The organism is Eubacterium sp. AF36-5BH (assembly GCF_003460505.1).
Classification (GTDB): Bacteria; Bacillota; Clostridia; order Lachnospirales; family Lachnospiraceae; genus Eubacterium_G.
Genome location: NZ_QTVG01000012.1, coordinates 34,683 through 58,398, shown reverse-complemented (window position 1 = coordinate 58,398; position 23,716 = coordinate 34,683). Strand labels below are relative to the sequence as shown.

Genomic DNA, 23,716 nt, shown 5'->3' with positions numbered 1-23,716 from the left:
ACTTCGATTTAAAAATACCAGGTTATGAATGTTATTCACAACCTGGTTATAAACTTGGGTTACCCCCATATTTGACAAAGAGCCGTTCTTTATAGAACCAGTTTATCATATTCTCGGACCAGAAACAATCTCTTTTCTAAAATTATAATATTTTTAGATGTTTGATACTTCGTAACTTTATCTTATTTTTCTTCTGCTAAGAAGCGGAATTCGGCAAAAGCCGGATTCATATAACTTTTTGTATATTCCACCAAATTATAGTCTTTATCTGCACCTTGGGATTCAATTTTAAATACTGCTGTACCTCTTTCCACACCAAGCAATTCCGCTACCTTTTCATTTGCCTCACAAATAATCAAATTCTGTATAAAGTGCCTTGGCATATGTCCCTTTGTATCCATATAATCATACAATGAAACTTTTGAAAAATCGAAATTTTCAATATCTTCAAAATCTTGTTTCGGCATATATGTATACTCGATAGCAAAAGGCTGATTTCCTGCCAAACGTACACGATGTAATCCGTACACAGTTTCATCTCCACCTAGAGCTAATTTGTAATTTAAATATTTGCTATGAGCGACTTCACCAAATCCCAGTACCTTGCTGCTTGTTTCCATACCAGACCTTGTCAGCATAGCTGTTACACCTGAGTTTCCTGTGATCTCATCTATATATGACAAATCAATCTTTTTATAATCTCTCTGCGCCACATAAGTGCCTGCTCCCGGTTTTCTAATCAGATACCCCTGTTCAACCAACTTATTGATTGCACTCTTTACTGTCATTCGATTGACTCCATAGGTCTCTGCCATCTTTCTCTCACTGGGTATTGCTTCCCCTGGTAAATATTTTTTTTCTTCAATCTTTTTGATAATAATATCCTGCAACTGAATATATAGCGGCATTCTATAATCCATAGGCTGCCTCCTTTATCTTTTCTTCTATTTTTTTATTGCCTTTCTCAAACTCTACCCAATCCATATTCATTACCGAATGAAGATACTGCAATATATTACCCTCTTCATCATAGGTAATGCCATGTTTTTTTATCAACGCTGTCATCTGATCTACTTTTAACGCTTTTGACTCAAATTCATTGGCATATACAATTTCAATAATCTGATCTTCTTTTTTCGGAATTCTTCCATATTGTGTTCTCAAAATTTCAAATAAAGAATTTTCCTCTAAGTTATATTGTAACAATTTATCTGCCAATGCTTCAGGGATATACGAATACTCAATAGCAATTGGGAAATCCCCGTCCTCTCTTACAACATTTCTAATTCTTGTAATTTTATATACAGATGTACCAATCGGCAATTTCATCTTTTTATATAATTCTTTATCCAGTTCAATAATCTCAAAGGAAATCAGTTTATTTTTCACTTTCATTCCAATATCATTTAATTTCTCCCGAAACGATTTAATCTCCTCCAGATTTTTTTTAATTCTGGTATGTCTCATGTATCTTCCACTTCGCTCACGAATCTCGATAATACCTTCCTCTTCTAAAATATGGTATGCATCTCTAACGGTCGCTCTCTGCACTCCATACTGTTCAGCCATTTCTCTCTCCGAAGGAAGTTTATCTCCTTCCTGATATTTTTTTTCAATGAACATATATTTTATTTCATTGGCTATAAATTCATCCTTATTCAATAATTTCATATAATCCGTGCCTTTCAGATAAAATATGGTACTTATATCTATTTTTACAATATTTTGATTAATACAATTATTATAGCATTTTTTCATTAATATTCAAATTCCTTTTTCTAAAATCGAGTAGGCTGACTCCTACTCGATTTCGCAAGCGAGCATCTCGAAGCACAGCTTCTCGTTGTTCTTACGCCCTGCAAATGATATTTTGTGCAAGCACAATATCGCTTGCAGGGCTTTTGCAACAAAAACCCCCTCGCCACAAGGCGAGGGGTAAAAGTAATTAATACTTTTAGAGAAAGTTATGATATTTATATTTTAAAAAATCTGATAATCTGTAATAAATCATCAATTACCACATCTGCCATATCCTGCTCAAAATGAAATCTGTCATCTCTCTTTGCAAATGTAGTAATCCCTGCACCTTTTGCCGCCTGTATTCCATAAGTAGAATCCTCTATGGCAATACACTCTTCCGGCTTTAAGTTCAATTTGCTTAATGTATAATTATAAATTTCCGGGTTTGGTTTACTTTCCTGAAACATCTCACCACTTACAATAACATCCACAAACTCCACAATGCCAATTTCTTTGATAACATATTGAATACCATCCATCGGTGTAGATGATGCAATGGCAATTTTGTAACCATTCTGCTTCAGCGTACACATGACATCATGAATATCTTTATCCTTAATATCATTATACGAATACGGATGTTCTTTTACATATTCTTCATAAAATTCATCGAATAAACAAAATATCTCTTCACCGGTTTTATGATCTGCTTTCGCCTCATTCCACCATTTTGCCAAAAGTTCTTCTTCCACCTTTGCATAGGCACCGGCGATTTTATTAAATTCTCTATCTTCTACAAAAATATTATTTTCTTCAAGAAACTTCCTATACCACCCCAGATATAATGGTTCACTGTCGATAATGACACCATCCATGTCAAATATAACTGCCTTAATCATGATTCCTCCATTACCAGCATAATTTTCTTTCAATCTCTATCTTCTTTAAAAGTTCTCCTCCTCTTCGTTAGTCTCCACTGCCAAATTGTTGCAATAAATAATCATGTCTTTTGCACCGGCTACCGCCTCTTCTATCATCTGTTTTGTCGGGGTACTACTGTCTGACATAACAATCGAAATTACAACAGCCAGATTGATTCCGGTAACAACATGGACTCTTTCATTTTTAGTCATCAGCATAGCATTATTATTGACACTGCCACCAAATAAATCTGTCATAATAACGATATCATCCTCCGGATTTTCTGCAATTATTTTTTCGAATTCCGGTATCGGATCCTTACACTCATCCGTATATGCATTAATAATTGTAAGGTTTTCCTGCGCACCAATCAACATATTCAACGTTGTATTGATTCCGTAAGCCATATGTCCATGCGTAGCAATAATATATTTTCTCATCTGTTTTGTCATCACCTTTCACTTCTCATTATTTTTATTTTATAAATTTTCAATTTTTATTTCGACTCCCCTTCTACAATGGCAATACCAGCACTTGCTCCAAGAGCTGATGCCCCTGCATCAATAAATGCCTTCGCCTCTTCATAATTATGTATGCCACCGGCAGCTTTGATTTTCACTGCATCTTTCAAAATACTTTTCATTAATTTTACATCATTTAAATCTGCTCCTTTAAAACTTCTTCCTGTGGAAGTTTTCAGATAAACAGGTTTTGCTTTTAAGGCAATTTCACATACTTTTCTTTTTGCTTCTTCATCGCCATCTAATTTACACATTTCAACGATAACTTTATCTTTTATCTTATTCTTTCTGCAGAATTCTGCAATCGTTGTCATCTCTTTTTCAATCGTTTCAAAATCTCTTGATTCTACCGCTTTCTGATTCAAAACATAATCTATTTCAGGAACTCCCATTGCCGCCATTTTTTCAAAATCTTTCATTTTTTCCTCTAAAGACATAACACCTTCCGGGAAGTCGATTGCTCCTGCTAAAACAATATCTGTTCCTTTTAATATTTCCAAACCTTTTTGATAACTATCCAGATCTTCCCCATCGAAAAATACGCATCGGAAATTATACTTTTTCGCTTTCTCTAAATATTCTTCATATGTATCATTTGGATCATCTATATAATCAATATATTTTTCAACTGCCATACCAATACCTCCTTATAACTGGAGACCTGCCTGCTATTCAGACAGGTCCCTATATTTATCTGCCAATTATATCTAACCGTTTTTACTCATCCTAAGCCAGGAATCCGAAGAATGCACCTGCAATACCAAGAATCATGGTACCAATAATAAGAATCATCGGGTTTACCTTCTTCTTTAACAACCAGTAATAAATACCAAGTGCTGCAATTCCTAACATACCAGGCATAATGCCATCTAATATTTTCTGAAGTGTTGTTGCTGAATCACCACTTCCAATCTTTGTAGGGAGTGTTGCCGAGAACATATCACTACTCATTGCACCGATAACCATTGTACCTACAATACCTGCGGCGTACATAATCTTATCCATCAATCCACTCTTTTGTGCATTGGTCAGGAATGAGAAACCTAAATCATATCCAAGGCGTGCGCCAAAAATACGAACTAAAAATGCAGGAATATTGTAAATAAGGAAATAAAGGATAGGTCCTAAAATATTTCCCGTTGCTGCCAATGATGCACCTACTGCTACAGCAATTACTCGGATACATCCAAGGAATATCGAATCACCAATACCTGATAACGGTCCCATCAAAGCTGCTTTTACTGAATCTACTGCGGCTCCCTCAAGTTCCCCTGTGGCAACCTTTTCTTCCATAGATACTGCGATACCACCAACAAAAGGTGCTAACTGTGGTGTAACATTAAAGAATGCAACGTGTCTGGTAAGTGCTGCTGCATATCCTTCCGGATCATCTTTATATATTTTTCTTAAACATTTCTCAATCATCATACAGAATGCTAAGTGCATCTGTCTTGGATAGTTCCATGAATATTCCATACCTAATGCACCGGCATTGACTGCCATCTTTGTCATGTCTTTTTTTGTAAACATTTTTTCATTAGAAGTCTTCATCGTCAACTACCTCCTCATTTCCTGCTGCCGTAGCTGTTTCTACAGCAACTTTATTTTCAAAGAATCCGAACTTAACTGAAGCAATAACGATTGCTATAAGTGCAACACCAAGTACCGGAATATTTGCATAACTTATCAATACAAAACCTAAAATTAAGTATGGAATAAGTCTCTTGCTGATAACCATTCTTAAAAGCATTGCAAAACCCATTGCAGGAAGCATATTTGCTGCAATACCCATTCCATCAAGTATGAAATCCGGAATTGCATCTAATGCTGACTGAACTGCATTGGAACCTGCATAAAATGCGATTGATACAAGTAGGAAATTCTTTATTAAACCAACATGACCCATAATCCAATGTGTCAAACGAATCTTTTTGTAATTACCTTCTGCTGCACCCTTATCTGCGATTGATAAGAATACCGGCATAACTGCTGATAAAAGGTTTCCAATGCCTAATGCAATCACTGCGATTGGCATTGCAAGTGCTACTGCTGCTTCTGTTCCCTTACCTAACTGAATTGCAAAGGCTGTAGCAAGAGTGCCACCTACTGTAACATCTGGTGGAATATATGCACCTACGGAAACTGAACCCATAAACATTAATTCCAATGTTGCACCGATTTCTACACCGGTTTTTAAATCTCCCAACACAAGACCTACTAACGGTCCTAGTGTGATAGGTCTAAATGCATATAATGAACCTAACTGATAATCAAAACATCCATATGCAGCGATTAAACCTATTAAAATTGCTTTTAATAACATGTTTCTTCCTCCTATTTTTTATAAAATTTTATCGTTCACTACCACATTGCAACGTCCCACAATGTGATTTGTAACCTGAATTTGCACTATAATGATTTTGCAACATCTTGCTTTGCATCATCAGCCAGTGCCCGAATTTCACACTCGATACCCTTGCCAATTAACTCGCGAAGAATTTCTTTCTCTTCTTCCTCAAGGAAAACCTGTTTGCTGACCTGTGTTGTTGTTTTACTTTCTTTTGTATTTCCTAAGTTAAGGCTCTTAATCTGAGGACATCCCTCAATTAATTGTTTTGCTTCCTTAATGGTCTGAACAACAACAATCAGTTTATACTTATCTGTCACGCCACTGTTAATGGCTTTTATAGAATCTTCCATATTTTTCATAACGAGCTTCACGCCATTTGGTTTTCCAAGTCTCAAAGTTGTTTTCCAAACTTCATCATTGACAACCATATCACTTGCTACCAGAATACAATCAGCTCCGACACCATTGGTCCAGCTAAAAGCTACCTGCCCATGTAATAAACGATGATCCACTCTTACTAATTTAATCATATCTCTCTCCTTTCTCTCTCCTTTTAATATTCGAACTGACGATAATAACGACGATAGTTCAAATTGTGCTTTGTATATGTCTCGTAGTAACTTGCCAGTCTGTCTGTAAGCAATGCTGTTACAATCATTGGTGAAATAATCGGTCTGAATTCCTTGTCGATTCCATCTAATGCAAACTCTGCCAAATCAATTACAACAGAATCTTCATGTCCAATCTTCTTCAAGAATCCTTCTACTCTTGTATCCTGAGCACGGTACTCATCTTCACCTTTCACTACAAATACCGGAATACCCTTTTCTACCAGCTCTAATGTTCCATGGAAGAACTGTGCCGATGTGACCGGACGGGTTCTTACCCACTGCATTTCTTCTAAAATACACATTGCAAAGAGAATTGTCTCTCCCCATGCTGAACCACTTCCGCAGAAGATACTATAAGGAGCATTGTAATATTTCTTTGCAATCTCTTCTGCTCTGGCATCAAACTGTACTCTGATATCATAAAGATTTTTGAAGATTCCTTTTAATCCGTCAGCAAATTCATTGTATTTTGGAAAATCACCTTTATTGTAAAGAATTCTAAATGCAAGCAGATCAAACAGTACATAAGAATATTCACACATTCCTGTTGTCACATTTGCTTCGATGACTGTCTGAGCAATCTGTCCAAGCTTTCCTTCTTTTTTTGTGAAAGCAACAATATTTGCTCCGGCTTCAACCATCCATGTAGCGGCTTCTACGATCTCGACTGTGTCTCCGCTGGCACTTGCTGTGATAACAAGTGTGTCCTTCGTTAATTTCTTTGGATGAACTGTATTTGCATCTGCTGCGTTTACCAATTCTATATCGATATCGCTATACTTCTTCACCTGATATGCAATTGGTCCCAATTCAAATTCAGTTCCGCCAATTCCTAAAAGAATAATGTTCTTAAATCCGTCGTTCCAAACTTTATCAGCCACTGCTTCTACTTCTGCACGCTGTGCATAAATCTTATCACCTTCTGATAAATATTTTTCACCATCGAATTTCGGTAATACTACTTTTTCTAAAATCTCTGACATTTTCTTTTCTCCCTTTCCTTCATATTTTTTTGATAATTTCCATTATCATTTGTTTTAACGATTCGAAGTAAAATACGATGTATACAGTATGCATCCTGTGGTTCTTCGTATATTCCACTTTCTAAATTCACTATACCAGTTCTATTTTAATTATTCAAGTACTTTTTTATATTTTTTTAATAATTTTTTCATATTCTTTATATACTTTTCATTAAAAACGTTTTTCATTATTTATTTTTACTGGTAATCTTGTCAGTCTAACAGATTGTTTTCCATCCAAAACTATACATTTTGCATAACGCTCTCTTTTTTCTCTCTATGAAAGAATGTGCTAAAGCACATTCGCGCGCCAAGCGCGGTCGCTTTTTGCTACAAAATTCCTTTTCGCGCTTGTGCGCATCCATAGCGGAGCGTTTTTTATTATATAAAAAAACTATCAAATAAAAATTTCTTTTCTATTTGATAGTTCTTTTATCATTACAAATATCATCATAAAATGCACAAACAAAGCTACAACTTCATTTATTTGAAACATTCTATAACATTTGTCTACTCAATTGTACGATAAACATCCATGGATTTTTTATCCGCCTCACCTGGTTTTGCGAAATCCTCACCATTCACACACTCCACAGACAAAATACCACGGTAACCATTTTGGGCAAATGCCTGAATATCCTTTGCCATATTTCTTTTGCCATCGCCCCATGCCAGATGTGTTGTTTCTTTTTCCATATCTACATCTACAAAATGTGCATGAATTACCTTATCGCCAAACACATCGAAATATGTCTGGATTGTATCTTTTGCCCTCGCCATTGCACCGGTATCAAGACATACCTTTAATGCCGGTCTGTCTACTTCATCTATCAATTTTTTCAGTTCCAAAGCGGTATTCGCTATCAGTGATTCTTCCGGCTGCAACGCTTCTATCGCCAGATTCATACCTTTTTCTGCGGCATACTCTGCCACCTTTCTCAGCATAATGACACTTCTATGATATGCCTCTTCCACACTTTCACTTAAAAATCCCCATCCACTGGTGACCACGACCTGATTGGCTTTCACTTCACATGCCACATCTATAGCATTCTTAAAGTATTTCAAAACCCTCTCCTGCATTTTTTCATCCTTTGCAGCCATATTATTCGGCTTCGGATTCGTCTGCTCCGGACAGATTCCAATGACTTTAATTCCATACTTTTCTTCTAATCTTCTCAGTTTTTCCACACTTTCATAACCATTGTAATCCATAAAAAAATGTTGTGGTCCGGTCCAGATTTCTACATACTTATATCCATTCTCTTTTGCACTTGCAAAGAAATCTTCCAACTCATAAAATCTATGATGACAGTTCATTGCTGCCAATTCTATTTTCTGTGTACTCATCTTTTATATCCTCCAATTTCTTATTATAGGAAGGGAGGACGGAAAAAGCAAATCTTCCCGCCCTCAAGAGTTAGACAATATCCATATTTTAATATTCAAACTGACGATAATAACGACGATAGTTCAAATTGTGTTTTGTATATGTCTCATAATAACTTGCCATTCTGTCTGTTAAAAGTGCTGTTGTAATCATTGGTGAGTAAATCGGTCTGAATTCCTTATCTACTCCATCCAGTGCAAACTCTGCAAGATCGATAACCACTGCATCTTCATGCCCAATCTTCTTCAAGAAGTTCTCAACTCTTGTATCCTGAGCACGATATTCATCTTCACCCTTAACAACAAATACAGGCACTCCTTTTTCTACCAATTCTAATGTTCCATGGAAGAACTGTGCGGATGTCACCGGACGTGTTCTTACCCACTGCATTTCCTCTAAGATACACATAGCGAAGAGTAATGTCTCTCCCCATGCTGCACCACTTCCACAGAAAATACTGTATGGAGCATTGTAATATTTCTTTGCTGCTTCCTCAGCTCTGGCATCAAACTGTACTCTGATGTCATAAAGATTTTGGAATACACCCTTCATTCCATCTGCAAATTCTTTATATTTCGGGAATGCTCCCTTGTTATTCATAATCTTAAATGCAAGAAAGTTAAACAGTACATAGGAAAACTCACATCCACCAGTTGTTACATCTGCCTCAATGACAATTTTTCCTTTTTCTGTTAAGAATTTTCCTAACTTTCCTTCTTTCTTTGTAAATGCAATAACCTGAGCACCTGTTTCAACAATCCACTCTGTTGCTTCAACAATTTCTACTGTATCACCACTGGCACTTGCTGTAACAACAACTGTATCTTTTGTGATATTTTTTGGATGTACAGTATTTGCATCTGCCGCATTATACGCTGAAATATCAATATCACTGTATTTCTTTACCTGATACTCGATTGGTGCCAATTCAAATTCTGTTCCACCGATTCCAAGAAGAACGATATTCTTGAATCCGTCAGCGCAAACCTTATCTGCTGCTTTCTCAACTTCTTCACGCTTACCGTATACAATTTCTCCATCCTTAAAATACTTTTCCTTGTCAAACTTTGGTAATATTACCTTCTCTGTTACTTCTGCCATTTTTTCCTCTCTTTCCGCGACTTCTGTTTCGCTTTTTGTTTTTGATTTTTCCGTTTTGAATTTTATTTATTTCATTTTCCGAAGCAGATTCGAATATGCCCAACGTGCACTTTGGTTCTATTAGTAATCCACTTTGTATTTTTAATATACCAATTATTTTTGTGGAATGCAACCCTTTTTTTCATTTTTTATTTTTTTCATTACATTTTTGCGATTAACAAAATGATAAGAATAGCGATTCCAATAACTAAGAAAATATGTTCAAAAAGATACATAACAATCTCCAGTCCGATTTTTGCCATGCGATTCAATATTTTTTTCATAATACACGTTCCTCCTTTTTTCTTTATTCTACTGCAAGATTTCGGCACCATTTTCCACGCTTATAGAAATATGTAGCAATAAATATCTTTAACAAATATGTTGCTTCTGTACACATATATACAATCTGTATCGGCCAAGCTGTGCAATATGTTACAAGCGTGCTAATCAAAAACGGTCCATACAAATTAAATAACCCATCTAACAGCAGAACTGCTTTTACATCTCCACCAGCCCTTAAAATAAAATACACGGTAAGACCATACCCCTGTCCCCAGCTAAACAAAGCTTTTGTTCGAAGAAGCGTCGTTGCCATGCCAAATAAATTTCCTGTAAGAGAAAACAGCATTGGCACGAAACCGGATATTGTAACCACAACAAAACTGCACATCAGACTGACCACCAGCCCTAACACAATTAATTTCTTCGATTTTGCTTTGGCTTCTTCGATATTACCGGAACCAAGAACTTTCCCAATAACAATTCCTGCCGCATGGGCACATCCCATAAACGCTACATTAACCAGATCAAATACGTTGTCCACCACCGTTACTGCCGGAATATATGCCTCATTTACCACGCAATAATTTCGAAAAACTAACGTTAAGGCAACAGCATAAATTCCTTCATTAAACATTAACGGAATTGTTTTTTTCATAATTTCCATTTTCATTCTTCTGCTTAATGAACCATATCCTCGTGTAAAAACTTCTTTTTCCCGACCAATCACCAGTATAATTATCAATAAAGTACTACATTCTATACATCTGGACAATAGAGTAGCTGTCGCTGCACCACTAACACCAAAAGCCGGCATTCCCAGTTTTCCATAAATCAAAATATAATTCAATATAATATTTACTCCAACGGAAACAATACTTACATTCATTGGAATATGCTGTTTTTTAAACACTCTGAAATAAACTGCACAAATCTGATTTATTGCAAAAGGAACATAGGACCATTTTACTACATCCACATATTTCAGTGCCAGATAAACAATCTCATCGCCATTTACAAAGATTCTGATTAAAGGCTCCGGCATAATAGTCAACGCTCCAAGAAATAATATTCCAATTATAATACATGCCTGTAATCCAAACTTATACGTATTTTTTGCCTTTTTTATATTTTCTGCACCATAGTACTGACTCATAAACATACTAATGCCACTTGCCATTCCAAATGTACATAAGGAAAAAATCATAAAAATTTTATTTGATACTGTTACTGCACTGATTGCAATGGACGATACCTTTCCAACCATCATAGTGTCACAAATATTTAAAATATTTCCAGTCAAAGACTGCAACATAATTGGAAGTGCCAGTGCCATAAATTCTAATATAAATTTTCTATTACTGTTCCTGTTTCGCTTTATATATTTCTTCATATTCATCGGTCTTTATCTTTATAGTTTTTTCAAATTTCTCAAAAAACGGGTGACATTTAAAGTTATTTTTTTCGATTGTTACCGTGGCACTAATATACTGAAACAACACTACAGTAAACAACGGTGTCAGCTCTGGAAGAACATCTACATCAAATTGTAGTATATTCTCCCCATCTTGTACTGGTTTGTTGGTTACCAGATATGCGTGACGTATCACCTTTCCTGTTGCCTTAAAGACATCATACATTCTGTCTGTCTTTGGATTCGTATCAATAAAAAACACAGAATACTCCGGCGTCAACTGCATATTCGGTCCATGAACATACTCCTCACTTTCACAATACAGCACAGGAATTTTTAGCGTTTCGCCAAATTTCAGACTAGCCTCTCTGGCAATTCCCATATTAGCCCCATCTGCCACAATAATCGCTCGGTCCATTTGAAATAATTCTTTATAATATTTCTGTGTAAACACCACAGATTTATCATATGCCTCTTTGTTTGCACCACAGCAGAGAATCATATCTTCCACTATTTTTTTATATTCTCCTTCAGAAATAACCTTTCTAGAAAGTGAAACCTCTAGTGCAAACAATATCAGATATTCCACCAGTGTTATCATACCCAACGTCACATATTCTACCGTCTCATTTCCCACACCATATTCTATCAATGTATCAACATATCTTTTCAGACTTCCTTCCATATCTCCTGTCAATGCCATAGGTACAATTCCATCCTGCTTCATATCCAGCACTGCTTCAATAATATTGGTACTACATCCACTCTGGGAAATCACAATAATAAAATCATCTTTCACTAACGCTTTTCTGTAATACATATACTCCGTAGGACTGATAATTGTAACTTTTGCTCCCAAATATTTATTCATAAACATTTCTGCTGTTAGTGCAGCGTTTAAAGAGGAACCTGAGGCTACAATACATATATTATATTTGCCAGAAGATAAATATTTTTCCACCAGGTCTTTTGTCAATGCCTTTCTTCTATGAACATTTTTAAGCATTACCTCATTTGATATTTTTACATAATACTGCATATTCTTTTCCATATGTATCAACTCCCTTTCCTTTTACCATGCACCTTTATATCCAATCGTAACACTACTGTTTTTTGCTCCTTTTATCATACTTTCCTTGATGGATAATCCCTCTGACATACCATATAAAAAACCTGCAATAAAACTATCTCCTGCACCTAATGTATCCACAACCTCACAAGGTTCTATTCCATGATAGATAAATTCCTTACCATCATAAACCACACTGCCCTCTTCTCCTCTGGTAACGACGACCATTCCTTTTATTCGCTGATAAATATCCTTCATAAAATTTTCTAATTTCTTGTCGCCCTCTTCAAAGGAGAAAAACGCATAATCTAAATAAGGTCCAACTACGTCAATGATTTCCGAATCTAATTCTGTAGAGAAATCCATGGCTGTAACAGCACCCAGTTTTTTAATTTTTTCAAAATAATGTTCTGCATAACTCCACACGCTGCTTACAACCACATCACAGTCTGCCAGTTTACTCAAGTCTTCTTCTGTCAAATACAGTTTGGGCAATACGCCCTCTTCATATTCGCCAAACACCCTTTCTTTCTCAATTAAATCAATATGACTGATGGCTGTAGTGCCTTCGATTGTTTTTACCATAGAAACATCTACACCTTTTTTGTTCAGTTCTTCTTTCACCCATTTTCCATAGCCATCGCTTCCTACCACACCTGCATATATTGACTCTCCACCAAGTCTTTTAATATATACAGCCACATTCACTGGATTTCCTCCAACATAAAGTTCACCGATATTATCGTACATATCTACACAGTTATCTCCAACTGCACCTACTCGAATCATATTCTACCACCTAAAATCTTTTGATACTTACATTGAAAACCAAGGCGAAGATTGAAAGTATCTTTCAGTCCCCACCTTCCAATCATTTTATATAAAAACAATTATTCTGTTAGGTTTCTACACCATTTCTTTCTCCGATAAAAATATGTGGCAACGATAATTTTAATAATATATGTTGCTTCCGTACAGAGATAAACAATCTGAATCGGCCAGTTTGTTCCATAAGAAACAATTGTACTCATCAAAAACGGTCCATATAGCATAAACAATCCATCAATTACCAAAACTGCTTTTACATCCCCACCTGCTCTGATAATATAGTATATTGTCTCACTATACCCCTGCGTCCATCCAAACATTGCTTTCATAATCAGCAATGTAGTTGCCATCGTATATACACTTCCCGTCAATGAGAAGAATCTTGGTAAAACTCCCGATGTGGCACAAATTAACACCGTGGCACTGATACTTGTTGTAAGGCAAATAGCAATGAGTTTTTTCGATGTCGTCCATGCTTTTTTCATATTACCTGTTCCAAGAACTTTTCCAATCACAATACCTGCTGCCACGGAACAACCATAATAGGCTACATTCAACAAGTCAAAGACATTATCTACTACAGTTATCGCAGGAATATATGTCTCGCTTACACGGCAATAATTTCTGAATACTAAACTCAATGCAATTGCCCACATTCCCTCATTGAACATCAACGGAATGGTTTTTCGAATAATCTCTATTTTCTTTGAAATACTTAATTTGACAGCACTTGCTTTAAAAATTTCTTTTCCATTATGAAACAGCATAAGAATTGTAAATAAAACCATAAACTCAAGATATCTTGCTACTGTAGTAGCTAACGCTGCTCCCTCGATTTCCAGTCTTGGCATTCCTAGTTTTCCGTAAATAAGCATATAGTTAAATAAAATGTTTAATCCTACAGAAACCATACTCATTACGCCTGGAATATTCTGCTTTTTAAAAACTCTGAAATACACTGCCAGTATCTGACTTAATGCCATGGGGATATAGGACCATACAACAATCCTAATATACTGGGTACCTAAATCTAATATCTCTTTTCCGCTCACAAAGATATGTATAAAAAAAGTTGGAAAAAGTACAATTGCAATAACAAATATTGCTGTTATAATGATACATACCTCCAAGCCAAACTTTAATGTATTTTTCGCCAATTTGTATTTTTTAGCCCCATAATACTGGCTCATAAACATCATAATACCGCTACTGATTCCATATATGAATAATGCGTATATTAAATATGTCTTGTTTGCTACAGTTACAGCACTAATCGCTTTATCTGATATTTTTCCTACCATAATTGTGTCACAAATATTTAAGATCGTTCCTGATAATTGTTGAAGCATGATAGGAAGTGCTAAAACAAAAAATTCTTTCAGGAATACCTTTCTGCCAGATGGCATAATTTCACCTGCTTTCTTTTCTTTTTGGTTTTATTTACATTCCAATTCTTGCTATTATTATACCAGTTGTGTTATACTATTTCAATAGAAAGTTTTTAAGGAGGTATCAAATGATAATATTTGCAAGTGACTTTGACAATACGCTGTTTTACCATCAGGGAGAAAATGGCTATATTCGAAAGGAAGACATAGAAAAAATAGAACAGTTTCAGGCAGTGGGAAATCTCTTTGGTCTCTGCACCGGACGCGCACTTTTCGATGTGTTTTTTGATGCAAAAGATATTATCGATTTTGACTTTTATATTCTTGTGTCAGGTGCATTGATTTTGGATAAAAACTATAAGATACTACATAAAGCCTCCATTCCCTTTTCTGTCATTAAAAATATGTATTTACATTTCAAAAATAAATATGGTTACAATCCATTGCTTGTAACAGAAAAGAGTTTTTGTTGCGTTCAGGAAAAAGTATATGATGTTGACACGGATATTTATCAGTCCATCTATGATATGTCTGATTTAGAATTTATCGGTGTATCCTATGTTTTAGACAGCTTAGAAGCATCCCGCACACTTTGTGAGGAACTCAATGCCCGATACGGAGATACAATCATCGGATACCAGAACTCAACCAGTGTGGATATTGTCTGCAAAGGAAATTCCAAAGGAACTGGCATTAAATTTGTGAAAAAACATTTAAAGGCAAATAAAATTTATGGTATCGGCGACTCCTATAATGACCTTCCAATGTTAGAAACCGTGGATGTCTCATTTACTTTTCATTCTTCACCGGAATCTGTCCAGAAACAAGCTACCCATCTGGTAAGTGGTATTGCCGAAGCAATAGACATCATCGAGCAGGAAAACGAATATTAAAAAGCGAGAAGTAAACAATGAATAATAGAAGTATAGTATATTGATACATTGAATAAGTAAAATTGTTTGTAGATAAAAGAAATTAAGTTATGGAGTATCAATATACTATACTTCTATTATTCATGATACTCCCCTGTCTATCTGACCTGGGCGTATCATAATGCCCGCTACTTTTCTAATATTATATATCTTTATTTAACTGTAACTTTCACTTGTTTGTACACACCATTCTGTGCATAAACATAAACTGAACACTTGCCTTTCTTCTTAGCTGTAATGACTCCCTTTTTGGATACAACAGCCACATCCTGATTATCTGATTCGAAGGCTGTCTTTCTATGTTTCTTTAATTTAACCTTCTTTGATTTAGCAATCTGTTTAACTTTTAACTTGAACTTCCTGCCCTGCTTTAAGTTAACCTTTGATTTGTTCACTTTAAGTTTCTTACAGTTACCTACTTTTCCACCCTTTGTTGCCACATGAATTAACCTGGATATTGCTACCACTTTGCCCTTTTCATTTAATGCAACAGCCATGTACTTATAATAAGTACCTTTCTTTAACTTCTTATTAGTAAATGTCTTGCTGTGAACAGTTGCAATCTTCTTATATGAAGTTCCACATTCTGCACCATATATAACATATGTCTTAGCAACCTGTATCTTCTTCCATGTAAGACTGATAGCCTTCTTCTTGCTCTTCTTAACCTTTACACAAAGTTTTCCGAAAGTAGATCCTGCTAAATCCTTATCATTCTTGCAGTTAAGTATTTCGCTGTCAACCTTACCTGCATCGCTTCCTTCTCCGATTGCTACTGTTGAAGTTTCACTCTGTGTTGTAGGCGCCATTGTTGTCGGTGCCTCTGTAGTAGGAGCAACCGTTGTTGGTACCTCTGTCGTTGGCGCAACCGTTGTTGGTGCTGCTGTTGTAGTATTTTTTCCTACTCCCCCCTTCTGGTTTGCTATTGCAATTACCTTACACATTTCTTTCTTCCTCCTTATACATTTTTTAGAATGAAAACTCATATCGGCTCTGATTATTGTGTTACATTTTCGTCTTACTAAAGAAACAGGAAGACTTCTAAGAGCATGGGGTGAAACCTGCTCCATATATATCGGTTTACGATTTTCTTTTACAGACTCATAATCTTCTCTCAAATTAATTGATTTTACAATCTTATTTATAATTGGTGCAACATTATATCTTGTTGCTGCTGAGCCCATAGATGATGTAAATACTAAATCAGATAATCCTTCTTCATTTTCACTTCTATATCTTTTTCCTAATTCCTTTTTTATCTTATTCTGATTCTTTTTTTGAAGTTTTAACATTTTTTTACAATCCGCCATCATTGGAATATCTCTTACCGAATTAATAGTCTTTGTTGTTGTAAAATGTAATTTCTTTTTGCCATATTCATATTGACTAAATAATGCTCTTCTAATATGAATTACATCATTATCATAATCAATATCTGCCCAACATAATCCGCCCACTTCACTAATACGCATTCCTGTAAGCAACATAACTTTCAGCATAGGGTAATACCAACCATATTCTGTTTCTGCTGTCTCCAAGAATTTTTTCTGCTCATCCACAGTTAAAAATCGCCTTTGTTTGGAATCTGTTTTTTCTAGAAGAATAATCCTTTACCTTTGTATTTTTATTAAACTCTTCTGTATTATTACCTATATTTTCCTGTGAATTATTCACTGTTGTCGCTTCTCCTACATCTGTAATATTATCGTTTGATTTTCCATTACTACTGCATCCACTAATAGTTATGGCTAGCAATACCACAATTATAACTGCCCACTTTGTCATTTATCGACACTCCTTAAACCAATATTCAATCTTTAATTAATAGTTTCTGCCGATTTTATTATAGAAAAATTATGGTCCTTTAAGAAGTCTCTCTTAATTATGCAGTTTTAACCTTTTAGTTATGAGGTTTCATATAAAAATTAGGGTGTCAAGACACAAAAATGTCATATACAATCGCAAAAAAATGTAATAAAATATAACTATATAAATTACCCGATAATTTATGAATTTTATATATCGGAAAAGTCTTTTTCCCTTAACAATATTTTATTTATGAAAGGAACGATGAATATATGAAAAAAACATCTTTAAAATTACTGCTATTTTCCTTTGTTATGAGTTTACTTATGATAATTCCTACAAAGGTAAATGCAGAAGAAATCATTCCGGTCAATATATCTGTAAAGTATGGCCAGACAGAAGCCCGAAGAATCTTAGATATGATTAATGAACTGAGAACCAGTCCTACTGACGCATGGGCTTGGGATAAAACTGATACCAAACAAGTTGCATATCCCGGTTTAAAAGAACTTGTCTATGACTATGATTTAGAGCGACTTGCAATGAAACGTGCAACAGAAATTGCACTATCCTACGACCACACCCGCCCAAATGGTCAAAATCCTTTTACTATTTATACTGAAGAAAATATAACCAGACAGGATACAGGTGAGAATATTGCAGTAGCAAGTCCTACTGTTTATTCTAAGGCAGAAGCAGTAAATAACGGATGGCGTGAAGATAACGAACCTTATGCCGGTCAGGGGCACTGTAGAAATATGTTAGATTATAAATTTACCTGCGTTGGAGTTGGTCATGTTACTTACAACGGCTATGACTACTGGGTGGAAGAATTTGCCTCCAGACCTTCCATTAATACAACAGAAACACCGGCAAATGACAGTGAACAAACTGTTACTGTCTCAGTAACTAAAAGTTGGATTACTAATTATAAGACATCTTTTGACCAAGATTCATATGTTCTTAGATTAGGAGAAACAGTAACTCCAAATATTACACCTATACTTTCTCTTATAAATCAATTTGGACCAATCGGAACCGTGTTAGATACTCCAACCGTTTCCATTAATGACCCTTCTATTGCCACCTATAGTGATGGAAAGATTATAGGTCTTAAAGAAGGTACCACCACGTTAACCACATCACTGTACGGATTGCCATCAACAACTTCGGCAACAATAATCGTACATGACTGTGATAATCATTGGAATAAGGGAGTAATTACAAAGGCTCCAACCTGTATAGGGGAAGGCGAAAATAAATTCACCTGCACCATTTGTAATAATACAAAAATTGAAAAAATTGACGTAGATGCAACAAATCATCTCCACTCTGAAATTCGAAATCAAAAGGAAGCTTCCTGCAAAGAGGAAGGATATTCCGGTGATAAATATTGCCCTGACTGTGGAACTAAACTTTCATCAGGCAATACTATTGCAAAAACAGAAAATCATAGTTGGAATAAGGGAGTAATCACTAAAAAACCTACATGTGCAAAGGAAGGCGTAAAGACCTATACTTGTAGCATTTGTAGTAAGACAAAAACAGAAAACATTGCAAAAACAACAGAACATCTTCATACCAAAATTCGTAATAAAAAGGCTGCTACCTGTGGCGAAACCGGTTATACCGGCGATACATATTGTACTGATTGTGGCACTAAAATTTCATCCGGTAAGACCATTGCAAAATTAACTACTCATACTTGGGATGAAGGAAAGGTCACAACAGAACCTACTTGTACAGCGAAAGGTGTTCGAACATTTACTTGTAGTATATGTGCCAAAACCAAAACTGCGAGCATTGCAGCAACAGGACATCAGCATACTGAAATCCGCAAGAAAAAAGACGCAACCTGCGGCGAAGATGGTTATACAGGAAATACATATTGCACTGATTGTAAGAAAACAATTTCATATGGTCAGACCATCACAAAAACCGGTAACCATACTTGGGATGACGGAAAAGTCACAAAAGAGCCTACATGTACAGCAAACGGCATAACAACTTTTACCTGCATTGTATGTAAAAAAACAAAAACAAGAAGCATAAAAGCAACAGGACATAGTTACGGAGAATATGTAGTTGTAAAAAAACCTACAACCACAGAAAAAGGATTAAAATCCAAGACTTGCAGTGCTTGTGGAAAAGTATATTCTGTAACACTTGCAAAAATTTCTTCTAAGACAACTACAAAAACTCCAACGACTTCGTCTCAGAATGCGCAGACACGCAAAATTACTACTAAAAAGATTAAGCTAAACCGTAAGAAACTGACTTTGAAAAAAGGCAAAACTTTTAAATTTAAAGTTACTCTAACACCGATAAATAGTCGTGATAGAATCACTTACGTAACCTCAAACAAAAAAGTTGTCAAAGTCTACAGAAACGGTAGAATCAAAGCCTTGAAAAAAGGAAAGGCTAAGATTACAGTAATTTCAGGTAAGAAAAAATTTGTCTGCAAAATAACAGTAAAATAAAAGTCTTTATAATAAAAGCAAATTAAAAAGTCAATTATTTTTTGAGACTTTGATGATCTAATGATATATTTAATAAAATATAATTTTTCAATATATCATTACTAAAAAATCCTTTATGATATACAAGGCTTGCAAACCTGTATACATAAAGGATTTTTTGTACCATTACAATCTGATGTTGTATCATAATAGTTGACACTTTATTCTCGCATATAATTATATATAACGAGATAAAGGATGTGCTTTTATGGCACGAAATCAGAAACATTATGACACCGATTATAAGGTACAGTCTGTAAATTTAGCTAAGGGAATAGTTCTTAGCAAGGCTGCACGTGAACGTGGCATATCTCCAAGCACATTAAACTGATGGATACAAGCCACTTGTGAGGGACGCCTGACTGTGATCCCCGGCTCACAAACTCCAAAAGAGGCAATGTCTCTTGCCGATGAGCTTACAATGCTCCGCAAACAGGTTAAGAATCTCAGCAAAGAGAATAAACGCCTTAAAGAAGAAAATGAATTTCTTGAAGAGGCAAGTGCTTTTTTCGCAGCGAGCCGTCGGACTTGTTCATCGTCCAAAACGCAATCCCAAAGGCATTACCAAGGCTGACAGGAATGCCCGTAAATCTGACAATAAATTAAAACGAAATTTCAAGTCAGACAAGCCTCTTGAAAAATGTGTTACAGATATCACTGAAATAAAAGGCAAGGACGACAAACTATATGTATCAGCTATTTTTGATTGTTTTGATGTAACCGTCTTAGGTTTAGCAATGGATACCAATATGAAGGCTCAATTGTGCGTGGCAACTCTTAATAATGCCTATACTTCACACCCGGAAATAAGTGGCTGTATCTGCCACTCATACAGAGGAACACAATATACCAGCCAGCTCTATAGGGATAGAATCAATGAACTTGATATTATCCAAAGCATGAATAGTGAAGGTGGCAGATGTCACGATAATGCCCGATGTGAGAGCATGTGGGCAAGACTAAAGGACGAACTGTTCTATAGCTGTAATCTCAAGTCTACTGACTTTACTGTAGCTCAACTCAAGAAAATGGTATGGAGATATTTCATGAGCTACTGGAACAACAGAAGGATAGGCTCATCTAATGATGGGCTTCCTCCTAAAGTTAAAAGAGATAGGTACTATGCTGCTCTACCTATGGTTGCATAGTTGTCTGATCTATACGAGTTAAAAGTGTAAACCATTATTGACAATATCAAATGTATATACTTTAAATTTTTTAGTAGCAACACTTTAATAATATCTTTTTAACGAGTCCACCATAATTGATTATTTTTTGTGAATACCAAATCTGATATAAACTTTTCAAAAGGAATTATAATTTACATTAAAAAAGACAGATTTTTTAATCTGTCTTATAAATAAATATTATTTTACTAATTGTACATACCAATCTTGTGGAAAACCTATATGCTTTAACGATATATCATGCTCATATTCTTCCACGATTGAGTTTAATTCAACCAAAAATGAATTATTCCACTCATCTTTGTCTGGATACAACAACTTTAAAACCAATATTTGTGAAAATAATTTTCTATTTCCAGATAATTCCATTTCCTTTGGCATTTTAGGCAATGCTGGAAAAGACCAATAATATAATCTTGAATAATGAGCACATCTGTTTCTTAACTCCGTAATACATCTTAACCAACTTTTTAAACATGACACAGAGGTTTCATATAACGCTTTTGCTATATGCTTCTGATCTACTGATAGCATATCAGCATAAAAGTACGATAACATTCCCATTGAAAAGAACTCAACTATAACCCATATAGGAAACTTTCCGTTATATTTTTCATTATGATGTTTAACAACCAATGCTCTCTTATTTTCTTCAATACATACCTGAATCAAATTCTTAAATTTTTCATCGTTATGCTTTTCATTATATATGTCTGCATTCATATAGCCTAAAGCACCATGGTTATGTCCACTGTAATAAGCTAACTGCGTTCTCAAATATAATTCAATTTGTACTTCTTTTTAATCTATCCTTAATTAAAATTTTATTCTAACAATGTTATTGTACTGTTTGGTAATAATTCTTTTAACTCTTTTATATTCTCATTCTTTTTTCCCTCAGCCATTGTTGGACTAAACCTTATTTGTAACTCATCAAATGCATTATCTTTTAATTCAACTGCCATTTTAGGGAAAACTATATCTCGTGGTAAAATATCGTAATTTGATTTTACACCTATTTTTAACCTTACCTCCTTCTCAGAAGTCCAATCCTTATCGTACGTTTCAGTATTAGGTCTTTTGCATAATCCATGAGTATTTTTAATTATTCCAACAGCCTCTGGTGTAATAAATCTTCCCCCTTTTAGGACACTATCATCCATCTTTAATACACATTCACCTGACATTTCCCTTTTTAAATTATCATCATATACAATCTTATAAAAATTAAAATCAAAAATAAAATATGGATTGTAAATTCTCTTTGGTTCTTCTAAGATAGCATTCCATGTTGCCTTTAATGCCTCATCGTAATTTTTATATATTTTAAAATTGTCATCTTGAACTTTGTCCCCTGGTCTATACATAAATTTTGCTTTTTTTGATATCCATTCTTTTTTGAAACTGAAAAGGACACCATTTTTCTCATTTCCATATTCTTTCCAATGTTCTTGAGGTATATTATTTTCATATGTAAAACAAGCTACATAAAATGCCTTTTCAAATTCCGGAACTGTTATCCGCTTTACTTCCTCCATATCATTTACATTTTTCAGATTAGAAAGCCATATTTCTTTACTCTTCAATATACTTTTCAACGCCTCCATCGTTGTACACTGATACAACCATTCATGACTTTTCGCCGCCTCTTTTGACTCATATATAAACCTATTGTTTTCAGATAACTTACTACTTTCTACTTTTGCTCCTACTAACTGCCCCATATTAATTCTCCTATATAATATCTAACTAATTATTGCTTCTTTTTCAAAAATCACACCTATGATTTCCCATAAGTGTGATTTTATTTTTACTATCCCTACGCAAACACTTTCATCATATGACTCAATGCTGCATACATATGTTTCTGTTGTTCAGCATTATATTTTCCTAAAGAAATCATTATTTCCGGAATTATAACATTGTTTTCTGATTCACAACCATTAAGTAAGTAGTCCATTGAAGTATTGTATAAGATGCAAACTTTTGCCAATACTTCTGCACTCATAATGCTTTTTCCTTTTTCGTAGGCGTACAGAGAATCCTTTGATATATCTAAGTCTTCCGCTGCCTTTTCTCTGGAACTGTTAGCCTTTTTCCTAAGCATCTCTAGTCGTCTGCCGACCCCTGTTTTGTCATATTCAAACTCTATCACCAAATCACCTCCACTACATCCATACGTTATGTGGAGGACGAGGTCCTTCCTGTCTGACTGCAACTGTTAGTTTCTTTGGCAATGATTCCTCTGCCATCTTTCGGGTACCATACAGTCTGCTTACTCTTACTGCTATTGCTCCATCTGTATCAGCAAATCTTACTGTACAGAAATCTCTGCTTATCTTTATGATTGTAACTTTTCTTACACTACGATTACTCTCAATAATGTAGGCTTCATCTCCTACATTAAATGTATTCTTTCCATTAGTATCTATTCTGTTCAATTGTGTTTCTCCTTGTTATACAAATATTTAATCGTTAAATTTTTGTACTCACGAAGGATGGGAAACTATTCCTTGTAAGCCTTATGTAACCATCATCTGCGCCTGTTTAGCCTTACGCACGTGACCTGTTATTCAGCTGATCTTATACTTCGGTA

The 23,716-nt window shown here is 35.1% G+C and carries 26 protein-coding genes; 4 read left to right on the top strand and 22 right to left on the bottom strand.

All coding sequences use genetic code 11. The features are described 5' to 3' along the window. Positions 1–182 precede the first annotated feature (182 nt). The 16 genes from DW006_RS11300 to DW006_RS11230 form a co-directional block, all read right to left on the bottom strand. Positions 183–920, bottom strand: coding sequence for a GntR family transcriptional regulator (locus tag DW006_RS11300; RefSeq protein WP_118000684.1), 738 nt, complete (start codon positions 918–920; stop codon positions 183–185). Further along, entirely contained in the window at positions 910–1,671 is a 762-nt protein-coding gene (locus DW006_RS11295) for a GntR family transcriptional regulator (protein ID WP_118000692.1), read from the bottom strand. The genes DW006_RS11300 and DW006_RS11295 overlap by 11 nt, the downstream gene beginning before the upstream one ends. Positions 1,672–1,973: 302 nt before the next feature. Continuing rightward, a complete protein-coding gene (locus DW006_RS11290; RefSeq protein ID WP_147337655.1) occupies positions 1,974–2,639 on the bottom strand; it encodes an HAD family phosphatase in 666 nt (221 codons plus the stop codon). 45 nt (positions 2,640–2,684) lie between these two features. Next, complete coding sequence (locus tag DW006_RS11285; protein ID WP_118000680.1) at positions 2,685–3,113, bottom strand: hypothetical protein; 429 nt, start codon at positions 3,111–3,113, stop codon at positions 2,685–2,687. A gap of 44 nt (positions 3,114–3,157) precedes the next feature. Continuing rightward, positions 3,158–3,817 carry a deoxyribose-phosphate aldolase gene (gene deoC / locus DW006_RS11280; RefSeq protein WP_118000678.1) on the bottom strand — a complete coding sequence of 220 codons (660 nt, stop codon included), beginning with the start codon at positions 3,815–3,817 and terminating at the stop codon, positions 3,158–3,160. Between the two features lie 91 nt (positions 3,818–3,908). Next, positions 3,909–4,733: a PTS system mannose/fructose/sorbose family transporter subunit IID gene (locus tag DW006_RS11275; RefSeq protein ID WP_118000676.1), complete on the bottom strand. Its 825-nt coding sequence runs from the start codon at positions 4,731–4,733 to the stop codon at positions 3,909–3,911. Continuing rightward, the gene (locus DW006_RS11270) at positions 4,720–5,505 is read right to left on the bottom strand and encodes a PTS sugar transporter subunit IIC (protein WP_118000673.1); all 786 of its coding nucleotides are present in this window, start codon (positions 5,503–5,505) and stop codon (positions 4,720–4,722) included. The genes DW006_RS11275 and DW006_RS11270 overlap by 14 nt, the downstream gene beginning before the upstream one ends. Before the next feature lie 86 nt (positions 5,506–5,591). Then, a complete protein-coding gene (locus DW006_RS11265; protein WP_118000671.1) occupies positions 5,592–6,062 on the bottom strand; it encodes a PTS sugar transporter subunit IIB in 471 nt (156 codons plus the stop codon). A 23-nt stretch (positions 6,063–6,085) separates the two neighbouring features. Further along, on the bottom strand, positions 6,086–7,126 hold the full coding sequence (locus DW006_RS11260; RefSeq protein WP_118000668.1) for an SIS domain-containing protein: 1,041 nt from the start codon (positions 7,124–7,126) through the stop codon (positions 6,086–6,088). 549 nt (positions 7,127–7,675) lie between these two features. Continuing rightward, on the bottom strand, positions 7,676–8,515 hold the full coding sequence (locus DW006_RS11255; RefSeq protein WP_118000666.1) for a sugar phosphate isomerase/epimerase family protein: 840 nt from the start codon (positions 8,513–8,515) through the stop codon (positions 7,676–7,678). Positions 8,516–8,603: 88 nt separating this feature from the next. Continuing rightward, entirely contained in the window at positions 8,604–9,656 is a 1,053-nt protein-coding gene (locus tag DW006_RS11250; RefSeq protein WP_118000664.1) for an SIS domain-containing protein, read from the bottom strand. Positions 9,657–9,856: 200 nt separating this feature from the next. After that, positions 9,857–9,979, bottom strand: coding sequence for a hypothetical protein (locus DW006_RS12400; RefSeq protein ID WP_278286640.1), 123 nt, complete (start codon positions 9,977–9,979; stop codon positions 9,857–9,859). A 23-nt stretch (positions 9,980–10,002) separates the two neighbouring features. Then, complete coding sequence (locus DW006_RS11245) at positions 10,003–11,376, bottom strand: MATE family efflux transporter (RefSeq protein WP_118000662.1); 1,374 nt, start codon at positions 11,374–11,376, stop codon at positions 10,003–10,005. After that, complete coding sequence (locus DW006_RS11240) at positions 11,336–12,442, bottom strand: SIS domain-containing protein (protein ID WP_118000660.1); 1,107 nt, start codon at positions 12,440–12,442, stop codon at positions 11,336–11,338. Before DW006_RS11240 ends, DW006_RS11245 begins: the two co-directional genes overlap by 41 nt. 21 nt (positions 12,443–12,463) lie before the next feature. Next, complete coding sequence (gene frlD / locus DW006_RS11235; RefSeq protein ID WP_118000658.1) at positions 12,464–13,249, bottom strand: fructoselysine 6-kinase; 786 nt, start codon at positions 13,247–13,249, stop codon at positions 12,464–12,466. Positions 13,250–13,350: 101 nt separating this feature from the next. After that, a complete protein-coding gene (locus tag DW006_RS11230) occupies positions 13,351–14,694 on the bottom strand; it encodes an MATE family efflux transporter (protein WP_118000656.1) in 1,344 nt (447 codons plus the stop codon). 110 nt (positions 14,695–14,804) lie between these two features. Here DW006_RS11230 and DW006_RS11225 point away from each other — a divergent pair, with 110 nt between their 5' ends. After that, on the top strand, positions 14,805–15,569 hold the full coding sequence (locus DW006_RS11225) for an HAD family hydrolase (protein WP_118000654.1): 765 nt from the start codon (positions 14,805–14,807) through the stop codon (positions 15,567–15,569). Between the two features lie 191 nt (positions 15,570–15,760). On the opposite strand, the gene DW006_RS11220 is transcribed toward DW006_RS11225, so the two are convergent. Beyond that, on the bottom strand, positions 15,761–17,167 hold the full coding sequence (locus DW006_RS11220; protein ID WP_118000652.1) for a tyrosine-type recombinase/integrase: 1,407 nt from the start codon (positions 17,165–17,167) through the stop codon (positions 15,761–15,763). Beyond that, positions 17,160–17,393 carry a hypothetical protein gene (locus tag DW006_RS11215; RefSeq protein ID WP_117910478.1) on the bottom strand — a complete coding sequence of 78 codons (234 nt, stop codon included), beginning with the start codon at positions 17,391–17,393 and terminating at the stop codon, positions 17,160–17,162. Before DW006_RS11215 ends, DW006_RS11220 begins: the two co-directional genes overlap by 8 nt. Positions 17,394–17,740: 347 nt before the next feature. Here DW006_RS11215 and DW006_RS11210 point away from each other — a divergent pair, with 347 nt between their 5' ends. From DW006_RS11210 to DW006_RS11205, 3 genes are all read left to right on the top strand, one after another. Next, entirely contained in the window at positions 17,741–19,894 is a 2,154-nt protein-coding gene (locus DW006_RS11210; RefSeq protein ID WP_158561131.1) for an Ig-like domain-containing protein, read from the top strand. 247 nt (positions 19,895–20,141) lie between these two features. Continuing rightward, a complete protein-coding gene (locus DW006_RS12395) occupies positions 20,142–20,264 on the top strand; it encodes a hypothetical protein (protein ID WP_278286639.1) in 123 nt (40 codons plus the stop codon). Between the two features lie 79 nt (positions 20,265–20,343). Beyond that, positions 20,344–21,081 (top strand): IS3 family transposase, encoded by a 738-nt coding sequence (locus tag DW006_RS11205; protein ID WP_118000648.1) that lies wholly within the window; start codon positions 20,344–20,346, stop codon positions 21,079–21,081. Between the two features lie 219 nt (positions 21,082–21,300). Here DW006_RS11205 and DW006_RS11200 read toward each other — a convergent pair whose 3' ends face one another. The 4 genes from DW006_RS11200 to DW006_RS11185 all read right to left on the bottom strand — a co-directional run bounded on the left by DW006_RS11200 (position 21,301) and on the right by DW006_RS11185 (position 23,561). Beyond that, entirely contained in the window at positions 21,301–21,909 is a 609-nt protein-coding gene (locus DW006_RS11200) for an Abi family protein (protein ID WP_118000645.1), read from the bottom strand. Between the two features lie 35 nt (positions 21,910–21,944). Continuing rightward, entirely contained in the window at positions 21,945–22,844 is a 900-nt protein-coding gene (locus DW006_RS11195) for a hypothetical protein (protein ID WP_118000643.1), read from the bottom strand. A 95-nt stretch (positions 22,845–22,939) separates the two neighbouring features. Then, a complete protein-coding gene (locus DW006_RS11190) occupies positions 22,940–23,275 on the bottom strand; it encodes a helix-turn-helix transcriptional regulator (RefSeq protein ID WP_118000641.1) in 336 nt (111 codons plus the stop codon). A 13-nt stretch (positions 23,276–23,288) separates the two neighbouring features. Continuing rightward, the gene (locus DW006_RS11185; protein ID WP_118000639.1) at positions 23,289–23,561 is read right to left on the bottom strand and encodes a hypothetical protein; all 273 of its coding nucleotides are present in this window, start codon (positions 23,559–23,561) and stop codon (positions 23,289–23,291) included. Positions 23,562–23,716: the final 155 nt, after the last annotated feature.